Here is an 18633-nt window from a genome sequence, read left to right on the forward strand (position 1 = left end):
GCTGAATTCCTGGCTTAGCGAGAGCGGAAAACAATACGTCCCTTGGAGAGATCGTACGGAGTCAGAGCTACCGTTACTTTGTCTCCAGTCAGGATACGGATGTAGTTTTTGCGCATCTTGCCGGAAATATGAGCGATAACCACGTGACCATTTTCCAGTTCCACACGGAACATGGTATTGGGCAGGGTTTCGAGAATAGTGCCCTGCATCTCAATACTGTCTTCTTTAGCCATTGAATCCTCTTGATAAGCCACAACAAAAATCCGCTGGATCATGCCGGATTTAAGGCTATGTGTAAAGTTTACTCGGGCTTGCTGTCGATATTTTTCCATTCTCCCTGTATCAGGCGCTCATGAGGCAGGTACTGGCTCTTGTAATTCATCTTGCGGCACTCCTCCACCAAGTAGCCCAGATACAGCCAGCTGCGGCCGGTACGCCTGGCCAGTTCCAACTGGCTCAGAATGGCAAAGGTACCGAGTGAGCGATCGGCATGGGCCGGGTCGAAGAAGGTGTACATGGCGCTGAGGGAATGGGGCAGCAGATCCGTAGTAGCGACCCCGATCAGTCGATTATCCTTGCGCATTTCCAGATAGAGGGGAGGCATCCAGTCACAGTGCAGGAAGCCCTTGTACTGGGTGCGGCTGGGGGGATACATGCTGCCATCATGATGGCGTTCGCGAATGTAGCGTTCATAGAGCTGATAGTATTCGGGCTTGTCATCGTAGCTCAGCACCAGCTCGATATCCCGGTTGAGCTGGCGGATCCGCTTTTGGCTGCGGCTGGGCACGAACCGTTCGCTGTGAATGCGTAGGGATTGGCAGGCATTGCAGGATGGGCAGTGGGGGCGATAGATGTCGTTGCCACTGCGGCGGAAGCCGGCCGTCAGCAGGCGCTCGTAACCGCTGGCGTTGAGCAGGCTGTGATCCATCAATACCAGCAGCTGTTCCTGTTCATGACCCAGATAGCTGCATTGATGCTTGGGGGTCAGTCCTACCTTGAGGATCACTTCTTCGGTCATAGTGTCATGCTCCCCGCCTGCCAGCAGCCGGCCGCCAGTGGTTGCCGGCTCAGCTGGGTCAGCGTCGTCAGGAATTTGCTTCTCGGCCACTCCTCTATTCCCATGGTGGCCAGAAAGTCGTTCTGCATCTGGCAATCGATCAGGGCCCCGTCATGCCGGGCAAAGTGCTGGCAGAGGGCTACCATGGCCAGCTTGGCGCCGTTGTCGATGCGACTGAACATGGACTCGCCACAGAACACCCGGCCGAGGGAGAGGCCGTAGAGGCCGGCCTGCAGCCGGCCATCCTGCCAGATCTCGATGGAGTGGGCATGGCCAAGGCGGTGCAGCTGTCGATAGGCGTCGATCATGGGTGTGCTTATCCAGGTTCCACTGGCACTGCGACGGGGGGCGGCGCAGGCCGCTATCACCTCATTAAAGGCGCGATCGATGGAAATATCGAATGGGGTTCGGCGGATAAATTTGCGCAGGCTGCGGCCGATGTGCAGTTGCGTCGGCTGCACTACGCCTCTGGGGTCGGGTGACCACCACAGCAGCGGCTGGTGGGGTTCGTTCCACGGGAAGATCCCCTTGTGGTAAGCTGCCAGCAAACGGGCGGGGGAGAGATCGCCACCGATCGCCAGCAGGCCGTTGGGTTCATCCAGGGCGTGCTCGGGGTCGGGAAACCAGCACAGCTCATCATCCAATTGGGTAAGATAGCGAGACATAAGGCAACGAGGTTCATAGATGAAGGCCATTATCCTGATAGTATCCAGCTTGTTCTGCTTTGTCACTGCGCCCGCCTGGGCCCAGGTCTACGAGCGCAATACCGCCAGGCCCGTGAATCAGGTGGTGTTTGGCCAGGTTGAAACTGTGCGCAACATCACCCAGCGTCAGATTCTGGAATCCGAGCGTTCAGGCTGGAAAACCCTGGGCGGCGCCGTGCTGGGTGGCCTGCTTGGCAACCAGTTCGGTGGCGGCCATGGTCGGGAAATCGCCACTGCCGTCGGGGCCCTGGCGGGCGCCGCTGCGGCGCAGCAGTATCAATCCGGCGGCACAGTGGTGGAGAACAAGCTGGTGGAACTGCTCATTCGCAACGAACAGAACGGGCTGATCAACGTCATTCAGGATTACGATCCGGCCATGGTATTCATGAACGGCGACAAGGTGCGCATCCTCTATTTCGACGATGGCGTGCGGGTCGACAAGACCTACTGAGCAGGGCTGTGACATGACGGGAGGTAACAGGAGGGGAACCCGACGTGTGCCCGGGGAGGGGCTGCGGTCGGGCGGTACTACACGACGAGCATCCGGGATGGTGCGATCAGGCCGCTGAGCCTTGAGACACTATCTTGTCACGACCGGTGTTCTTGGCCTGATAGAGCAGGCGATCCGCTTCGCTCAATGCCTCGTCCATGGAGACGCGCCCGACCTGGATCACCCCGAAACTGGCGCGAACGAACAGCCGCGTTTCCCGTGACAGCGGTTGCTGGCGCATCTGCTGGCGCAACCCTTCCAGCCGCTTGAGCAGCACGGGCACGGTGCAGTGAGGCACCATCAGGGCAAACTCCTCGCCGCCAAAGCGGGCGATCATGGCATCCGGGAAGAACTGGGTGAGCAGACGGGTGAGGTGACACAACAGCTGATCGCCGATGGCGTGACCCCAGTGATCGTTGACCTGCTTGAAGTGATCTACATCGAGCACGCACAGTGCAAGCGGCGTCTCCTGGCGCTGGTGTTCCTCGAACCATTTTTGACCCTCATTGAACCAGTAGCGCCGGTTGTAGAGCCCGGTCAGGTAGTCACGATTGGCCGACTCCTGGATGCTGTTGAACTGTTCCAGCGCCTCCAGATTGTGGCTGACCCGGCACTGCAGCTCTTCCGGCTCGAACGGCTGGTTGAGGAAGTCGTTGGCACCCTGTTTGAGGTAGCGGGCGGAGAGGCCGCGTTTGTCCGACACCGAGATCCCGATGATGGCGAGCTGCTGCTTGCTGTAGCGCTCGCGCAACATGCGTACCAGGCTGATCCCGTCAATTTCTGGCATATAGTAGTCGACCAGCACCAGCCGGATGGCCGGGTTCTGTTCGAGCTGGGCCAGCGCTTCACGGGCATGGCTCGCCTCGTGCACCTGCAGCAGTTGCTTGCGCAGCTGGGCCATGGTGCGGTGGCGGGAGGTACGGGAATCATCGACCACCAGCACTTCGATGCGCTGGTTGAGGTAGAGGCGATGGACCAGGCTGACGGCATACTGCAGGGAGTGACGTGAATCTTTCATCACGTAATCGAGCACCCCGGCCTCAAGCCAAGCTTCCCGTTTCTCCTCGCTGATGTCGGCGGTGAGGATCACCACCGGCAGGCCGCGCTCCAGCAATACCTTGACCGCTTCTCCGCTGGGGGCATCCGGCAAGGTGAGATCCACCAGGGCAACCACATACTCTTCTCCCCGACAGTGTCGGGCCCCTTCCAGGGTTTCGAACGCATCGATTTCCAGCCCGGTTTGCTGGGCAATGGCCTGGATCAGCATGCGACGAATAGTCAGACTATCCTCGACAATCAATATTTTCTGTTTCATCCGGCTCCTTAAAGCAAAAAGGCATGCCTTGCGGCATGCCTTTTATATCCCTTGTGCTTATTGCGCGTCCAGATAACGCTCTGCATCGAGGGCGGCCATACAGCCAGTGCCGGCGGAGGTGATGGCTTGACGGTAGGTGTGGTCAGCCACGTCACCGGCGGCAAAAACCCCTTCGATGCTGGTCTGGGTGGCAAAGCCGTCCAGGCCGCCACGCACCTTCAGATAGCCGTTCTGCATCTCCAGCTGGCCGTCGAAGATCTGGGTGTTGGGCTGGTGACCGATGGCGATGAAGACCCCCATCAGTGGCAGGTCGGTGGTGGTGTCGTTCTGGGTGTTGCGCAGACGCACACCGGTCACGCCCATGTCGTCACCCAGCACTTCGTCCAGGGTCTGGTGGGTGTGCAGCACGATATTGCCGCTGGCAACCTTGTCGTGCAGGCGCTTGATCAGGATCTTCTCGGCGCGGAACTCGTCGCGGCGATGGATCAGGTGCACCTTCTTGGCGATGTTGGCCAGATAGAGTGCCTCTTCCACGGCGGTGTTGCCGCCGCCGACCACGGCCACTTCCTGGTTGCGATAGAAGAAGCCGTCACAGGTGGCGCAGGCGGAGACGCCGCGGCCCTTGAAGGCCTCTTCGGAAGGCAGGCCCAGGTACTTGGCGGAGGCGCCGGTCGCGATGATCAGCGCATCACAGGTGTATTCGCCGTTGTCGCCCTTGAGGCGGAACGGACGCTGGGTCAGCTCCACTTCATTGATGTGATCGAACAGGATGCGGGTATCGAACTTCTCCGCATGCTCTTTCATGCGCTCCATCAGGGCCGGACCGGTCAGACCCTCGGGGTCACCGGGCCAGTTCTCCACTTCGGTGGTGGTAGTCAGCTGACCGCCTTGCTGCATGCCGGTGATGAGCAGCGGATTGAGGTTGGCACGGGCGGCGTAGACTGCCGCGGTGTAACCAGCCGGGCCGGAGCCCAGGATCAGCAGTTTGCTATGAGTGACTTGGCTCATGATGTGATTTCCGAGACGTGATGAGTTTGCGCGATTGTAGGTAATTCGTGATATGGGGTCAAAGGCCAGTGCGTCGATTGCATCAATCGGCCTCAAGGCCCTTCATGAAGGGGAAGCGCTCTCTTGTTACGGGTTGTTTGTCACGGGTTGTCCCTAGCAGTCGTCATGGGCCCGGGCGAGCAATGCCTGGTGGCCCCACAGCTGACAACCAGGGGGAGTGGGGCTCGTGCGTCCTGATTGCTGGCACAAGTGAACCAGACCCCGCTCACATGGAGACAAGCTCGCCAGGATTGACAGCTTCTGGCGCAATGGTGCCCGCCGTGGGTGGGGCAATTAGGCTTCGATGGGGCTCACCAAGAGGCCCGGTTGTCAGCGAGGGTCGCTTCGGCGGCGCTGCTTGGGGGAGGGGCCTGGACTCTCTTGCCGAAGAAACGCCCTCGTTATGGCACGTCGGATGCAAAACACGCTGGGGCGGTGAGGTGCATATCTATAGAAAGGAGGGAAACACGAGAGGGTGGCTGCCGGCTTGGCGGCCTTGGCTGATCGTTGTGGTGACTCTGCCCTGGCGAAAAGCTCGGCGATGCAGGACAAAATAGCAGCAGTGGCAGCGTGATAATCTGCATTGACAAACTCATTGCCGCTTCCTGCGCCGCTTTGGGCGAAAACGGTATGGTTTCGTGCTGTTAGTTAACGTACACTGGCCAGAACCATGCCTAAGCGGTATTCATGGTTTTTTATTTCTTCAGGTACACCGATAATCATGCTATCCCTCGACTATCGACTGGTGTTTTGTGTTGCGTTCGTTTTCCGCAACATTTGCGCCTAGCATATTCAGGTATTGACAGGATTTGTGACCATAATTATAAAATGACTGGTGATTCTTACCAAAAAATAGCCAAAGGATGGAATAAATGATGGAAGCTAAGAGTCGGCTAAAGGATTTGGACAGGATTGACCGCAACATTCTGAATGAGCTGCAAAAGGATGGCAGAATTTCGAACGTTGAGTTGTCCAAACGTGTTGGCCTGAGTCCCACACCGTGTCTGGAACGGGTTCGTCGCCTTGAGCGACAAGGGTATATCGAAGGATATGCCGCCATTCTGAACCCTCATTATCTGGATGCGTCTCTGCTGGTATTCGTGGAAATCACCCTCAATCGCGGTGCCCCGGATGTATTTGAACAGTTCAACAAGGCTGTTCAGGTGCTCGAAGAGATCCAGGAGTGCCATCTGGTCTCCGGCGATTTCGACTATCTGCTCAAGACCCGAGTCAGCGACATGTCGGCCTACCGCCGCCTGCTGGGGGAAACCCTGCTGCGTCTGCCCGGCGTCAACGACACCCGCACCTACGTGGTGATGGAAGAGGTCAAACAGAGCAGTCGGCTGGTGATCAGCACCCGTTGAGTTGGGTTATGCTGTGGCTTGCCAGCCTTGCGACAAGTCACGACATTCAGAAACGAGCGGCCGGTCCGCTCGTTTCTTCTTATCGTGCCGGTTGTGAATACGGTCGGCACATCGGGCACTGGCTGACAACCGGTGGGCTTTTCAGGGATACTAGGCCCCCTTATCCCCCTGCATTACATGTTTTCAGAAAGGAGCCGGAGTTTGGCCGATAAAAAGCTGTTTACTCCTTTATCAGGTACACAACGGATCTTCGAAGCCGTCTTGATCGCCATCACCCTGATGGCTGCCTATCTCTTGCTTGCCCTGTTGTCCTACCACCCCGCCGATCCCGGTTGGTCCCAGACCTCCTGGCAAGGGGAGGTGAAGAACCTCGCCGGCAGCGCGGGGGCCTGGCTCGCCGATATCACCATGTTTACCTTCGGGGCTTTCTCCTACCTGGTGCCCCCCCTGGTCGTGCTGCTTGGCTGGAGCCTGTTCTGGCGCCCGAGCCGCCTGCTCGATGTGGACTACCTCACCCTGTCGGTGCGCATCGTCGGTTTCATCCTGACCGTGCTCGGCATGTCCGCCATCGCCAGCATGAACTTCAACGATCTGCAGAATTTCTCCGCCGGCGGCCTGGTGGGGGACGTCATCTCCTCCGCCGTGGTGCCGCTGTTTGGTGGCGTAGGGGCCAACCTGCTGCTGCTCTGCTTCGTGGCCACCGGCATCACCCTGTTTACCGGCTGGTCCTGGCTCACCATCGTCGAGCGGATCGGTGCCGCCTGCACCGGTTCGGTCAGCGCCGTTTACCACTTTCCTGCCACCCTGGGCCGCTGGCTCACCGGTGGCTGGCGCCAGCCCCGTTACGAGGGGCCGGATCCCCTGCTGGAAGGGGGCGTAGGTGCCATCGAGCTGGGTGACGACGAGGAGGATGAGCCGCATACCGGCTGGACCCGTCGTCCCAAGGAGAAGGTGGCCGCCAAGGGCCAGAAGGCCAAGTCCGAGGAGTGGCTGCCCGAGCTCGACGAGGATACCTTCCAGTTCGATCCGCAGTTTGACGACGACAATGATGACGCGCCTGCGCCGGTTACCCGCACCAAGCGAGCCGCCGCGGCCGGCGCCCGTCGTCAGCCCGCGCTGGTGACGGCCGATGACGAGGACGATGATCTCGACTTGCCCTGGGCCGAAGGGGATGAGGAGGCGCCGGCACCGGCTGCCCCTACTCCTGGCAAGCCCAAGCGCCGTCTGCAACCAGGACTGCCCCCCTTACCGAGCATCGAGCTGCTGGACCGTCCGCCCGCCAAGACCCAGATGATGAGCAAGGACGAGCTGGAGCGTATGGGCCGGCTGGTGGAGGCGAAACTCGCCGACTACAACGTGCAGGCCAAGGTGGTGGGCGTCTATCCGGGCCCCGTCATCACCCGTTTCGAGCTGGATCTGGCACCCGGTATGAAGGCGAGCAAGATCACCAACCTCTCCCGCGACTTGGCCCGTTCTCTGTCGGCCAGCAGCGTGCGGGTGGTGGAGGTGATCCCGGGCAAGACTTATGTGGGGATCGAGCTGCCCAACCGGGTGCGTCAGACCGTCTACCTGCGCGAGACCCTCGACTGCGAGGCGTTCTCGGGCAGCCGTAACCCGCTCACCATGGGCCTGGGTCAGGACATCGCCGGCGAACCCGTGGTGGTGAACCTCGCCAAGATGCCCCACCTGCTGGTGGCCGGTACCACAGGTTCCGGCAAGTCGGTGGGGGTGAACACCATGATCATCTCCATGCTCTACAAGTCGACGCCGGACGATCTGCGCTTCATCATGATCGACCCCAAGATGCTGGAGCTGTCGGTCTACGAAGGGATCCCCCATCTGCTGACCGAGGTGGTGACCGACATGAAGGACGCCGCCAACGCCCTGCGCTGGTGCGTGGGCGAGATGGAGCGTCGCTACAAGCTGATGTCGGCGGTCGGGGTGCGCAACCTCAAGGGCTACAACGACAAGGTGCTGGCAGCCATCGAGGAGGGCGACCCTCTGCTGGATCCACTGTGGCGTCCGGGCGACTCCATGGATCAGATGCCGCCTGAGCTGGAAAAACTGCCCCATATCGTGGTGGTGGTGGACGAGTTTGCCGACATGATGATGATCGTCGGCAAGAAGGTGGAGGAGCTCATCGCCCGTATCGCCCAGAAGGCGCGGGCGGCCGGTATTCACCTCATTCTCGCGACCCAGCGTCCGTCGGTGGATGTCATTACCGGTCTTATCAAGGCCAACATCCCGACCCGTATCTCGTTCCAGGTGTCGAGCAAGATCGACTCCCGTACCATCATCGACCAGGGCGGTGCGGAATCCCTGCTCGGCATGGGCGACATGCTCTACATGCCGGCTGGTACCTCCAACCCGACCCGGGTGCACGGCGCCTTCGTCGATGACCACGAGGTACACAAGGTGGTGGCGGACTGGAAACTGCGCGGCGAGCCGAACTACATCGAGGAGATCCTCTCCGGTGAGTCGGGCGGCGAGGGCGGCAGCGGCGAATATGGCGGTGGTGACGACGAAGAGCTCGACCCCCTGTTCGACGAGGCGGTGGCCTTCGTGGTGGAGTCGCGCCGCGGTTCCACCTCCAGCGTGCAGCGCAAGTTCAAGATTGGTTACAACCGGGCGGCCCGTCTCATCGAGCAGATGGAAAACCAGGGCATCGTCAGCGCCCCGGGCGGCAATGGTCAGCGCGACGTGCTGGCCCCGCCGCCGGTGCGGGACTAAGGCTCACCCCTCTATCATCCTGGCCATGCCCTCTGCGGGCATGGCCTTTTATCGAGATAGCCGTTATGAAAAGCGTGATGAAAAAACAACTGTTGATGGGCACAGTGCTGCTGGTGGCCAGCAGCCAGGCGTGGGCCGATGCGGCCAGCGATCTCAAGCAGAAGCTAGCGGGGGTGAGCCTCTTCTCCGCCAAGTTTGCCCAGGTGGTCTATGACAGCAAAGGCAAGGAGCTGCAGCGTGCCGGCGGTACCCTGCTGGTGCAGCGTCCCAACCGTTTCAACTGGCATACCACCACGCCGGACGAGAGCCTGATCGTGGCCGATGGCAAGGATGTCTGGATCTACGATCCCTTCGTCGAGCAGGTGACTGCGCTCAAGCTCAAGGATGCGGTGCTCAACACCCCCTTCGTGCTGATCGCCGGCAACGACGATGCGCTCTGGAAGAACTATGACGTGACCCAGCAGGGGGACGTCTACACAGTCACCAGCCGCAGTCAGGATGAGCTGATCGCCTCCTTTCGCATCACCTTCGACCGCCAGAACAACATCAATCGCTTCGACGTGAAAGAGGCCCAGGGGCAGTGGAGCGAGTTCACCCTGAGCAACTTCAACCGCAAGCCGGCGCTCAAGGGCAACGAATTTGTTTTCAAGACGCCTGCGGGGGTCGCACTGGACGATCAACGCTGATGCGCAAGCAGGCGCTGGCTTTATTGGCAGGCCGCCCGGCAACGGCGGCCTGCACCCTTCCTGACGGTCAATGCAGATGAGCAATTTATCGCTGGATTTCTCGTCGGACTTTCGTCCGCTGGCGGCCCGGATGCGGCCGCAAACCCTCGAGCAGTACATAGGTCAACAACATATCCTCGGGCCCGACAAACCGCTGCGCAAGGCGATCCTGGCGGGCCACTGCCATTCCATGATCCTGTGGGGCCCTCCCGGCACCGGCAAGACCACGCTGGCAGAACTGGTTGCCCACTACTGCCAGGCCGAGGTGGAGCGGCTCTCGGCGGTGACCTCCGGCATCAAGGAGATCCGTGCCGCCATCGACAAGGCCAAGGAGAACAGCTGGCGCGGGGTGCGCACCATCCTGTTCGTGGACGAGGTGCACCGCTTCAACAAGAGCCAGCAGGATGTGTTCCTGCCCCACATCGAAGACGGCACCATCACCTTCATCGGTGCCACCACCGAGAACCCCTCGTTCGAACTCAACAACGCGCTGCTCTCCCGGGCCCGGGTCTATCTGCTCAAAAGGCTGGAGGAGCAGGATATCCTCGCCATGATCGATCAGGCGATGCAGGACCCCCGTGGTCTCAACGACCCGAGTCTCGCCTTCGCCCCCGGGGTGAAGGAGGCGCTGGCGAAAGCCGTGGACGGGGACGGGCGCAAGTCCCTCAACTATCTGGAGCTGCTGGCCGACATGGCCGAAACCGACAGTGCCGGGGCGCGGGTGATCGACAGCACATTGCTCGCCGCCGTGGTGGGGGAACACGTGGCCCGTTTCGACAAGGGTGGCGATCACTTCTACGACCTCATCTCGGCGGTGCACAAGTCCATTCGCGGCTCGGCGCCGGATGCGGCGCTCTACTGGTATGCCCGCATGGTGAGCGCCGGTTGCGATCCGCTCTATATCGCGCGCCGGCTGCTGGCGATAGCCTCGGAAGACGTGGGCAACGCCGATCCCCGTGCCATGCAGGTGGCGCTCTCGGCCTGGGATTGCTTCCATCGTATCGGCCCGGCGGAAGGGGAGCGGGCCATCGCCCAGGCGATCGTCTACCTCGCCTGCGCCCCCAAGAGCAATGCGGTCTATACCGCCTGGAAGGCGGCGCTTCATGATGCCAAAAACCTGCCGGACTTCGAGGTGCCGCCGCACCTGCGCAACGCGCCGACCAGGCTGATGAGCGAGCTGGGCTACGGCGCCGAGTATCGCTATGCCCACGACGAGCCGGGCGCCTATGCCGCCGGCGAGCAGTACTTCCCGCCTGAGCTGGCTGGCAAGCAGTACTATCAGCCCACCGATCGCGGCCTTGAGAAGCAGATCGGCCAGAAGCTCGACTACCTGCACGAACTGGACAAGCAGAGCCCGCGTCAGCGGGAGAAATAACCGGTCGGGGCAGGGGAGTGGCCGCGCCTCTGCCTGACCAATTCGGGCCGATTGCACGTTAATTGGTCAGCCGATTTGATCCAGGTCGTCATCCCCCGGAAAACAGGGCAAAACGGGCGCAATAGTCCCTGTTCGGGCGGGGGGGCGGTCTGATACACTGCCCCTCTGACCCCGCTTGTCTTGGCCTGGTGCCATCTTCTTGATTTCGAAGGCTTGCTCTTGTTGGCCCGATGCAAAAAGACGACAGGGGTGTGCCAACCGATGTTAACTTCCGGATCTGTTTTCCAGCCCGTCATGATGACTCAGGCCCAGATCCCATTTTAAAAAAGTAGGTAAACCATGCTGGATCCCAAATATCTGCGCAGCGACATCGACGATGCCGCCGCTCGTCTGGCGACACGTGGCTACGCTCTGGACGTAGCGGCTGTCAATGCTCTGGAAGAGAAACGCAAGGATCTGCAGTCCCGTACCCAGGAGCTGCAGGCCGAGCGCAACGCCCGCTCCAAATCCATCGGTGAGGCTGCCCGTCGCGGCGAAGATGTTGCCCCGCTCAAGGCCATCGTTTCCAAGATCAACGAAGAGCTCGAGACCAGCAAGGTCGAGCTGGATGCCCTGCTGGCCGAGCTGAAGACCATCGCTGACGCCATCCCCAACCTGCCGAGCGACACCACTCCGGTCGGTCGTGACGAGAACGACAACGTGGAAGTACGCCGCTGGGGTACCCCGCGCGAGTTCGACTTCCAGGTGCGCGATCACATCGACCTGGGTGAAGCGGCCAAGGGCGTCGACTTCAAGAACGGCGTCAAGCTCTCCGGCTCCCGTTTCGTGGTGATGAAGGGCCAGATCGCCCGCCTGCACCGTGCTCTGGCCCAGTTCATGCTGGACCTGCACACCCTGCAGCACGGTTACACCGAGTGCTACGTGCCCTACCTGGTCAACCCGGACAGCCTGTACGGCACCGGTCAGCTGCCCAAGTTCTCTCAGGATCTCTTCAATACCGGTATCGAAGGGGAAGGGGAAGAAGAGGGCAAGGTTCGCAAGTTCTCCCTGATCCCGACCTCCGAAGTGCCGCTCACCAACATGGCCCGCGACGAGATCTTCGACGAGCAGGAACTGCCCATCAAGATGACCGCCCACAGCCCCTGTTTCCGCTCCGAAGCGGGCTCCTACGGCCGTGACACCCGCGGTCTCATCCGCATGCACCAGTTCGACAAGGTCGAGATGGTACAGCTGGTGCACCCGGAAAAATCCTGGGACGCGCTGGAAGAGATGGTGGGTCACGCCGAGAAGGTACTGCAACTGCTGGAGCTGCCGTATCGCGTGATGGCACTCTCCACCGGTGACATGGGCTTCTGCGCCGCCAAGACCTACGATCTGGAAGTGTGGCTGCCGGCCCAGAACACCTATCGCGAGATCTCCTCCGTCTCCAACTGCACCGACTTCCAGGCACGCCGCATGCAGGCTCGCGTGCGCATCGATGGCAAGCCGCAGCTGCTGCACACCCTGAACGGCTCTGGCCTGGCGGTGGGTCGCACCCTAGTGGCGGTGCTGGAGAACTACCAGCAGGAAGATGGCCGCATCGCCATCCCGGCTGCGCTGCAATCCTACATGGGCGGCCTGACCCACATCGGGTAAGCGCTCATTGCAGACGACAACGCCATGGCATGCCATGGCGTTGTGCATTCTGGCGCCGGTCAACCGTTTTTATCGTGAATAAATCTGCGTTGCCGGCGTCTCTTTGAACATGTAACACAATTTTATCAAGCATTGCGCAATCGTTTTTGTTAGACTGCGCCGCAATTTCGCAGGACATCTTTTTCTATGGTCTGGATTGATTACGCCATCATCGGCATCGTCGGTTTCTCTGCTCTCATCAGCCTGGTGCGCGGCTTCGTCAAGGAGGCCATGTCTCTCGTCACCTGGTTCGTCGCCTTCTTCATTGCCAGCCATTTCTATCCCGATCTCGCCGTCTATTTCACCTCGTTCAGCGATCCCCTGGTGCGCAACGGCCTGGCCATCGCCGCCCTGTTCGTGGCGACCCTGATCCTGGGCAGCGTGGTCAACTACGTGGTGGGCCTGCTGGTGGACAAGACGGGGTTGTCCGGCACCGACCGGGTGCTCGGCATCTGTTTTGGCGCAATTCGCGGGGTACTGATCGTCAGTGCCCTGCTTTTTTTCATGGATACCTTCACCAGCCTCTCCCAGAGCGACTGGTGGGTGGCATCCAAGCTGGTGCCCGAGTTCAAGCCGGTCATCCAGTGGTTCTTCGGGTTCATGCTGAACTCATCGAGTTTTCTTAAACAGGTATAGTGACTTCGAGGTAGCAAAGACATGTGTGGTATTGTCGGTATAGTTGGCACCACCCCCGTCAATCAGGCCCTCTACGACGCCTTGACGGTGTTGCAGCACAGGGGACAGGATGCCGCCGGGATCGTGACCATTGACAGTGGAAACTTCCGGCAACGCAAGGCCAACGGCCTGGTGAAGGACGTGTTTGAAGTGCGTCACATGCAGCGCCTGAAAGGGCATATCGGCATAGGACATGTCAGATATCCCACCGCAGGCAGCTCCAGTGCCGCTGAAGCCCAGCCTTTTTACGTGAACTCTCCCTATGGCATGGTGCTGGCCCACAACGGCAACCTCACCAACGCCAAGGAGCTCAAGGAGCAGCAGTTCAAGGTGGCTCGCCGCCACATCAACACCACCTCGGATTCCGAAGTGCTGCTGAACGTGCTGGCCCACGAGCTGGATCGCTGCGACAAGATGGCCCTGCAACCGGAGGACATCTTCGCTGCGGTGCGCAAGGTGCATCAACAGATCCGCGGCGCCTATGCGGTGGTCTCCCTGGTGATCGGCCACGGTCTCATCGGCTTTCGCGATCCCAACGGCATTCGCCCGCTGATCCTGGGTCGCCGGGTCGACGAGCAGGGGCAGGTGGAGTACATGCTCGCCTCCGAGAGCGTGGCGCTCGATGCCATCGGTTTCGAGACGGTGCGCGACATCGCCCCGGGCGAGGCCATCTACATCACCGAGCAGGGCCAGCTCTTCTCCGAGCAGTGTGCGGAGAACCCGCAGATGAGTTCCTGCATCTTCGAGTACGTCTACTTCGCTCGCCCTGATTCGTGCATCGACAAGGTGTCGGTCTATGCTGCCCGCCTCAACATGGGTCGCAAGCTGGGCCAGAAGATCGCCCGCGAGTGGGAAGATCTCGACGTGGACGTGGTCATCCCCATCCCCGAGACCTCCTGCGATGTGGCGCTGGAAATCGCCCACACCCTGGATTTGCCGTACCGTCAGGGCTTCGTGAAGAACCGCTACATCGGCCGTACCTTCATCATGCCGGGCCAGACCCAGCGCAAGAAGTCGGTGCGTCGCAAGCTCAACGCCATCAGCTCCGAGTTCAAGGGCAAGAAGGTGTTGCTGGTGGATGACAGCATAGTGCGCGGCACCACCTCCGAGCAGATCATCCAGATGGCCCGTGAAGCGGGGGCCGCCAAGGTCTACTTCGCCTCGGCGGCACCGGAGATTCGTTTCCCCAACGTCTACGGCATCGACATGCCCACCGCCAACGAGCTGATCGCCCACGGCCGGGAAGTGGAAGAGGTGTGCAAGCTCATCGGCGCCGATGGCCTCATCTTCCAGGATCTGGAAGATCTGGAAGCGGCGGTGCGGGAGATCAACCCCGAGCTGCGTCACTTCGAGACCTCGGTGTTCAACGGCCACTACGTCACTTCCGACGTGGATCAATCCTACCTCGACCACCTCAATGCCATGCGCAGCGACGACAACAAGGCGGTGCGCGAGTGGCAGGAAGGCACCAGCAACCTGGAAATTTTTAACGAAGGCAGTTAAACGTTTTCCACGCTGAGGTGTTGCAACGAGATGGGGGCCAAGGCCCCCATTGTTGTTTCCGCTTGCCGAAAAGGGCCCTGTATCTGCTTGAAAAAGCAGCGTTTGTAGCCGCAGCTATGGGCAGTGGCGGCGGGATCCGCTAGCATGGGCCGCCGCTGTATCAACCCGACCAGACGAGAGTTCAGATGGATGACCTGCTAGCCCCCGTGCGCCAGTTTTTGCACTGCGAGACCCCGGATGCGTGGATCGAGATGGCGCGGGATCCCGCCCAGCTGCCGACCCTGCTCATCGATCACGCCAACTGCGAAAATAAGGCTGCGCTCACCGCCCACAGCCTGGTGCGCCGCTACTGCCTGCCCAAGGGCAAGCGACATCTGCTGCCCAAGCTGGAGTTCTATCGGGAGCTGGACGCCATTCCGGAGAAGGCCGAGATCCTCGGCAAGCGGACCATGGGAGAGACCGATCGCACCGTGTTCGAGGAGCTCTCTCGCAATCCGCTGCTGTTTCCCATGGTGCGGCTCATTCAGGAGGAGCTGCACCACTTCGAGCAGGTGCTGGAGCTGATGGCCGCCCGCGACATCCCCTACGGCCCGGTGACCGCCTCCCGCTATGCGCGCAACCTGATGCAGCACGTGCGCACCCACGAGCCCGCCACCATAGTCGACAAGCTGATCATCGGCGCTTATATCGAGGCGCGTTCCTGCGAGCGTTTTGCCAAGCTGGCACCCCATCTGGACGAGGAGCTGGGCCGCTTCTACGTCTCCCTGCTGCGCTCAGAGGCGCGCCACTATCAGGATTATCTGGCGCTGGCCGAGCAATATGCGGGAGAGGACATCAGCGAGCGGGTGGCCTTCTTCGGCCAGGTGGAGGCGGAGCTGATCCGCTCGCCGGATCCGCAGTTCAGGTTCCATAGCGGTCTTCCTGTCAGATCTGACAGTTGTTGACGCGAAGGGGGCTGCCTACCATTGCAGCGTTCCTACTACGAGCGACGCATTTACTTTTGAGCGCAATTCCCGGCCCCTGAGCCGGGATTTTTTTGTCTCATTTTCGGGGCTGCGGAAAGGCGGGAAAGGGCCGGCGGCAGGCCGCCGGGCAGGGCTCAGCGGCGGTATTCGTTGTCGTAGTTCTGGATGAGGCGGCGGGTCACCTCGTGCTGGGGATCGGCGAACACCTTGAGGGTCTTGCCGCGCTCCACCACCCGCCCTTCGTGCATCACCAGCACCTCGTCGCTGATGTGGCTCACCACCCCCAGATCGTTGGCCACCAGCACATAGCTGAGCCCCATGGTCTCCTGCATCTCCAGCAGCAGGTTGATGATCTGGGAGCGCACCGAGATATCCAGGGTAGAGAGCGCCTCGTCGGCCACCACTATCTTGGGGTTGAGGATCAGTGCCCGCGCCAGCGCCACCCGCTGCTGCTGGCCGGCGGAGAGCATCTGCGGGTAGAAGAGGGCGTGATCTGCCAGCATGCCCACCATGCGCAGGGTCTGTATCACCTTGTCGCGGCGCTCCTCCTCGGTCATCTCGGTGTTGAGGCGCAGCGGCGTCTCCAGGATCTGGCCGACCCGGATCTTGCGATTGAGGGAGGAGTTGGGGTCCTGGAAGATCATCCGCAGCAGCTTGCAGCGGGTCTGATAGTCGCCATGGATCATCGGCTGTCCCTCGATGGCGATCTCGCCACCGCTCGGCTCTATCATGCCCGCCAGAATGCGGGCCAGGGTGCTCTTGCCGGAGCCGGCCTCTCCGACGATGGCCAGGGTCTGGCCCACCTCGAGATCAAAGGATAGCGGCTTGATGGCTTCCACCGCCCGGCGTCGAAACAGGCCGGTGCGGTTCTGATAGGTCTTGCACAGGCCCCGGACCTGCAGCAGAGAGGGTTCGATCACTGTCCTGACTCCTTGGTGACAGGGCTCGCTGTCACGCACTGATACGAAATTGACGTCACTTCTTGGGCTCTTCCATGTTCAGCGGGAAGTGGCAGCTGAACTGGTGCCCCTTGATCTTGCTCATCAGCGGCGTCTGCACGCACTGCTTCTGGGCGTAGGGGCAGCGGGGGCCGAGCCGGCAACCGATGGGCAGGTGCTGCAGCGGCGGAATGACGCCGGGCAGGGTTTCCAGGCGCGACTTGTGGCGCACCAGCTTGTCAAAGTCGGGGATCGACTTGAGCAGCGCATCGGTATAAGGGTGGTGCGGGGTCTCCAGGATCTGCTCCCGGGTGCCCACCTCCACCATCTGGCCGCAATACATCACGTTGATGGTGTCGGTCAGGTTGGCGATGGCGGCGATGTCGTTGCTGATGATGAGGATGGTGGTGTTGCCCAGCTTGTTCATCTTGTCCAGCAGCCGCAGGATCTGCGAATGGGTGGTGGATTCCATGGCGCTGGTGGGCTCGTCCGCCACCAGCAGGCGCGGCTGGTTGGCGATGGCCATGGCGATCATCACCTTCTGGCACATGCCGTCCGACAGCTCGTGAGGGTAGGCCCGCATCACCTTGCGGTGATCCTTGACGCCGACCCGGTGGAGCAAGGCGATGGCCTTCTTCTTGCGCCACTGGAAGCGCTGCCAGAACTGCCCCTCGAACGAGTCGGTGGGGATCGCCTCTTCCAGCTGGGTGCCGATCTCCTCGGAGGGGTCGAGACAGCTGATGGGGTCCTGGAAGATCATGGCGATCTCGCGGCCCATGATGCGGCGCCGCTCGCGGGGCGCCATGGTCAGCAGGTCCATGTCGTTGAAGCGCATCCGGTCGGCGCGCACCGTCCAGTTGTCCTTCTGGATGCCGACGATCACCTTGGCTACCAGGCTCTTGCCGGAGCCGGATTCCCCCACCAGGCCGCGGATCTCTCCCTCGGCCAGGGTCAGGCTCACCTTGTCCACCGCCTTGACCTTGCCCTGCGGGGTGTCGATCTCGATGGTGAGGTTGCGTATGTCGAGCAGAGGCATTAGTCATTCCCCTCTTTGAGTGCTTCGCGAATGCCCTCGCCAACCAGCGATGGGTTGACCTGCACGCCGTACAGGAATTGGCGGGGGACAAGGGTGAGCATGCCTATCTTGGGCACAGAGCATTGCATCAGTCGTTCCCCTCTTTGAGTGCTTCGCGAATGCCTTCACCAACCAGGTTGGTGACCAGCACGCTGAACAGGATGGCCATGCCCGGCAGGGTCACGGTCCAGGGGGCGAGATAGATGAGATCGCTGGAGTCCGCCAGCATGGCGCCCCACTCAGGTTGCGGTGACTGGGCGCCGAGGCCGAGAAAGCCCACCGCCGAAATGTCGAGGATGGCCGCCGACAGGGTGCGGGTGGTCTGGGCCACCAGGGTCTCGACGATGTTCGGCAAAATGGCGAGGCGCATGATCCGCAAGGGGGGCGAGCCATCGAGCCGGCTGGCGATGATGTACTCCTTCTGCATCTCGGTGTGGACCGCGTTGTAGGTGGCCCGGATGAAGGGCGGGATCAGCGCCAGGGTGATGGCGATCAGGGTATTGAACAGACCCGGCCCCAGGATGGCCACCATGATGATGGCCAGCAGCAGGGAGGGGATGGAGAGCAGGGTATCGAGCAGGTGGTGCAGCACGCTCGACTTGAGCCCCTTGCTCATGCCACCGAGGATGCCGATGGCGGTGCCCACCACCATGGCGATCACCACCACCAGCAGGGCGTTGCCAAAGGTGAGCCGCGCGCCCACCACCAGCCGGGAGAGGATGTCGCGGCCCAGATCGTCGGTGCCGAGGAAGTAGTCGATGTTGCCGCTGTTGGCCCAGGAGGGGGCCAGCAGCAGGCGGGAGCTGTGCTGCTCGTCGATGCCGTAGGGCACCACCAGCGGGCCGAGCAGGGTGATCAGCAGCAGGATCACGAAGCACCAGAGCCCTGCCATCGCCAGCGGATTGCGGCGATAGGAGGCCCAGGTCTGCTCCAGCGGCGAGAGGATCTTGAGCTCGGGGTAGAGGCTAGTCTTGTCTTGCATAGGATTCCTGGCTC

18 protein-coding genes are annotated in these 18633 nt (G+C 61.1%); 9 read left to right on the forward strand and 9 right to left on the reverse strand.

Annotated features, from left to right (window positions below):
• Window positions 1–14 precede the first annotated feature (14 nt).
• The 3 genes from infA to aat all read right to left on the reverse strand — a co-directional run bounded on the left by infA (window position 15) and on the right by aat (window position 1722).
• Complete coding sequence (gene infA, locus AB5Y94_RS04480; protein ID WP_005300033.1) at window positions 15–233, reverse strand: translation initiation factor IF-1; 219 nt, start codon at window positions 231–233, stop codon at window positions 15–17.
• 68 nt (window positions 234–301) lie between these two features.
• Complete coding sequence (locus tag AB5Y94_RS04485; protein WP_126882017.1) at window positions 302–1018, reverse strand: arginyltransferase; 717 nt, start codon at window positions 1016–1018, stop codon at window positions 302–304.
• Window positions 1015–1722, reverse strand: a complete 708-nt coding sequence (gene aat / locus AB5Y94_RS04490) for a leucyl/phenylalanyl-tRNA--protein transferase (RefSeq protein ID WP_368205045.1) — start codon at window positions 1720–1722, stop codon at window positions 1015–1017. Before aat ends, AB5Y94_RS04485 begins: the two co-directional genes overlap by 4 nt.
• 19 nt (window positions 1723–1741) lie before the next feature.
• Between aat and AB5Y94_RS04495 the strand changes: the two genes are divergently transcribed.
• Entirely contained in the window at window positions 1742–2212 is a 471-nt protein-coding gene (locus AB5Y94_RS04495; protein WP_017765515.1) for a glycine zipper 2TM domain-containing protein, read from the forward strand.
• Window positions 2213–2318: 106 nt separating this feature from the next.
• Here AB5Y94_RS04495 and AB5Y94_RS04500 read toward each other — a convergent pair whose 3' ends face one another.
• A complete protein-coding gene (locus AB5Y94_RS04500) occupies window positions 2319–3566 on the reverse strand; it encodes a diguanylate cyclase (protein WP_025201814.1) in 1248 nt (415 codons plus the stop codon).
• 57 nt (window positions 3567–3623) lie between these two features.
• The gene (gene trxB, locus AB5Y94_RS04505) at window positions 3624–4574 is read right to left on the reverse strand and encodes a thioredoxin-disulfide reductase (RefSeq protein WP_010634213.1); all 951 of its coding nucleotides are present in this window, start codon (window positions 4572–4574) and stop codon (window positions 3624–3626) included.
• Between the two features lie 911 nt (window positions 4575–5485).
• On the opposite strand from trxB, the gene lrp reads away from it, so the two are divergent.
• The 8 genes from lrp to miaE all read left to right on the forward strand — a co-directional run bounded on the left by lrp (window position 5486) and on the right by miaE (window position 15603).
• Entirely contained in the window at window positions 5486–5977 is a 492-nt protein-coding gene (lrp, locus tag AB5Y94_RS04510) for a leucine-responsive transcriptional regulator Lrp (RefSeq protein WP_005300047.1), read from the forward strand.
• 201 nt (window positions 5978–6178) lie between these two features.
• Complete coding sequence (locus AB5Y94_RS04515; RefSeq protein ID WP_368205047.1) at window positions 6179–8707, forward strand: DNA translocase FtsK 4TM domain-containing protein; 2529 nt, start codon at window positions 6179–6181, stop codon at window positions 8705–8707.
• A 77-nt stretch (window positions 8708–8784) separates the two neighbouring features.
• Entirely contained in the window at window positions 8785–9393 is a 609-nt protein-coding gene (lolA, locus tag AB5Y94_RS04520; protein ID WP_041202943.1) for an outer membrane lipoprotein chaperone LolA, read from the forward strand.
• A gap of 70 nt (window positions 9394–9463) precedes the next feature.
• Complete coding sequence (locus tag AB5Y94_RS04525; RefSeq protein ID WP_319909648.1) at window positions 9464–10807, forward strand: replication-associated recombination protein A; 1344 nt, start codon at window positions 9464–9466, stop codon at window positions 10805–10807.
• Window positions 10808–11146: 339 nt separating this feature from the next.
• Entirely contained in the window at window positions 11147–12442 is a 1296-nt protein-coding gene (serS, locus tag AB5Y94_RS04530; RefSeq protein ID WP_206865320.1) for a serine--tRNA ligase, read from the forward strand.
• Between the two features lie 186 nt (window positions 12443–12628).
• Window positions 12629–13117, forward strand: coding sequence for a CvpA family protein (locus AB5Y94_RS04535; RefSeq protein WP_005300057.1), 489 nt, complete (start codon window positions 12629–12631; stop codon window positions 13115–13117).
• A gap of 21 nt (window positions 13118–13138) precedes the next feature.
• Complete coding sequence (purF, locus tag AB5Y94_RS04540; RefSeq protein WP_005300060.1) at window positions 13139–14659, forward strand: amidophosphoribosyltransferase; 1521 nt, start codon at window positions 13139–13141, stop codon at window positions 14657–14659.
• Between the two features lie 185 nt (window positions 14660–14844).
• A complete protein-coding gene (miaE, locus tag AB5Y94_RS04545; protein WP_005300062.1) occupies window positions 14845–15603 on the forward strand; it encodes a tRNA-(ms[2]io[6]A)-hydroxylase in 759 nt (252 codons plus the stop codon).
• Between the two features lie 155 nt (window positions 15604–15758).
• On the opposite strand, the gene AB5Y94_RS04550 is transcribed toward miaE, so the two are convergent.
• The 4 genes from AB5Y94_RS04550 to AB5Y94_RS04565 are packed head-to-tail and all read right to left on the reverse strand — an operon-like array spanning window position 15759 to window position 18619.
• A complete protein-coding gene (locus AB5Y94_RS04550; RefSeq protein WP_005300064.1) occupies window positions 15759–16544 on the reverse strand; it encodes an ATP-binding cassette domain-containing protein in 786 nt (261 codons plus the stop codon).
• A gap of 55 nt (window positions 16545–16599) precedes the next feature.
• The gene (locus AB5Y94_RS04555; protein WP_005300065.1) at window positions 16600–17598 is read right to left on the reverse strand and encodes an oligopeptide/dipeptide ABC transporter ATP-binding protein; all 999 of its coding nucleotides are present in this window, start codon (window positions 17596–17598) and stop codon (window positions 16600–16602) included.
• Window positions 17598–17726, reverse strand: coding sequence for a hypothetical protein (locus tag AB5Y94_RS04560; RefSeq protein ID WP_005300067.1), 129 nt, complete (start codon window positions 17724–17726; stop codon window positions 17598–17600). The genes AB5Y94_RS04555 and AB5Y94_RS04560 overlap by 1 nt, the downstream gene beginning before the upstream one ends.
• Window positions 17726–18619: an ABC transporter permease subunit gene (locus AB5Y94_RS04565; protein WP_005300069.1), complete on the reverse strand. Its 894-nt coding sequence runs from the start codon at window positions 18617–18619 to the stop codon at window positions 17726–17728. The genes AB5Y94_RS04560 and AB5Y94_RS04565 overlap by 1 nt, the downstream gene beginning before the upstream one ends.
• Between the last annotated feature and the right edge of the window lie 14 nt (window positions 18620–18633).

Origin of the sequence: Aeromonas sp. s5 (assembly GCF_040907865.1) — a bacterium.
GTDB lineage: Bacteria > Pseudomonadota > Gammaproteobacteria > Enterobacterales > Aeromonadaceae > Aeromonas > Aeromonas dhakensis.

What these genes read in the sequence shown, in the direction of transcription:
- lolA (WP_041202943.1), top strand. Translation starts at nt 8,785, where the DNA reads ATGAAAAAACAACTGTTGATGGGCACAGTGCTGCTGGTGGCCAGCAGC.
- AB5Y94_RS04560 (WP_005300067.1), bottom strand. Translation starts at nt 17,726, where the DNA reads ATGCAATGCTCTGTGCCCAAGATAGGCATGCTCACCCTTGTCCCCCGC.
- aat (WP_368205045.1), bottom strand. Translation starts at nt 1,722, where the DNA reads ATGTCTCGCTATCTTACCCAATTGGATGATGAGCTGTGCTGGTTTCCC.
- purF (WP_005300060.1), top strand. Translation starts at nt 13,139, where the DNA reads ATGTGTGGTATTGTCGGTATAGTTGGCACCACCCCCGTCAATCAGGCC.
- AB5Y94_RS04525 (WP_319909648.1), top strand. Translation starts at nt 9,464, where the DNA reads ATGCAGATGAGCAATTTATCGCTGGATTTCTCGTCGGACTTTCGTCCG.
- AB5Y94_RS04565 (WP_005300069.1), bottom strand. Translation starts at nt 18,619, where the DNA reads ATGCAAGACAAGACTAGCCTCTACCCCGAGCTCAAGATCCTCTCGCCG.
- AB5Y94_RS04555 (WP_005300065.1), bottom strand. Translation starts at nt 17,598, where the DNA reads ATGCCTCTGCTCGACATACGCAACCTCACCATCGAGATCGACACCCCG.
- AB5Y94_RS04495 (WP_017765515.1), top strand. Translation starts at nt 1,742, where the DNA reads ATGAAGGCCATTATCCTGATAGTATCCAGCTTGTTCTGCTTTGTCACT.
- miaE (WP_005300062.1), top strand. Translation starts at nt 14,845, where the DNA reads ATGGATGACCTGCTAGCCCCCGTGCGCCAGTTTTTGCACTGCGAGACC.
- trxB (WP_010634213.1), bottom strand. Translation starts at nt 4,574, where the DNA reads ATGAGCCAAGTCACTCATAGCAAACTGCTGATCCTGGGCTCCGGCCCG.
- AB5Y94_RS04500 (WP_025201814.1), bottom strand. Translation starts at nt 3,566, where the DNA reads ATGAAACAGAAAATATTGATTGTCGAGGATAGTCTGACTATTCGTCGC.
- AB5Y94_RS04535 (WP_005300057.1), top strand. Translation starts at nt 12,629, where the DNA reads ATGGTCTGGATTGATTACGCCATCATCGGCATCGTCGGTTTCTCTGCT.
- infA (WP_005300033.1), bottom strand. Translation starts at nt 233, where the DNA reads ATGGCTAAAGAAGACAGTATTGAGATGCAGGGCACTATTCTCGAAACC.
- AB5Y94_RS04485 (WP_126882017.1), bottom strand. Translation starts at nt 1,018, where the DNA reads ATGACCGAAGAAGTGATCCTCAAGGTAGGACTGACCCCCAAGCATCAA.
- serS (WP_206865320.1), top strand. Translation starts at nt 11,147, where the DNA reads ATGCTGGATCCCAAATATCTGCGCAGCGACATCGACGATGCCGCCGCT.
- lrp (WP_005300047.1), top strand. Translation starts at nt 5,486, where the DNA reads ATGATGGAAGCTAAGAGTCGGCTAAAGGATTTGGACAGGATTGACCGC.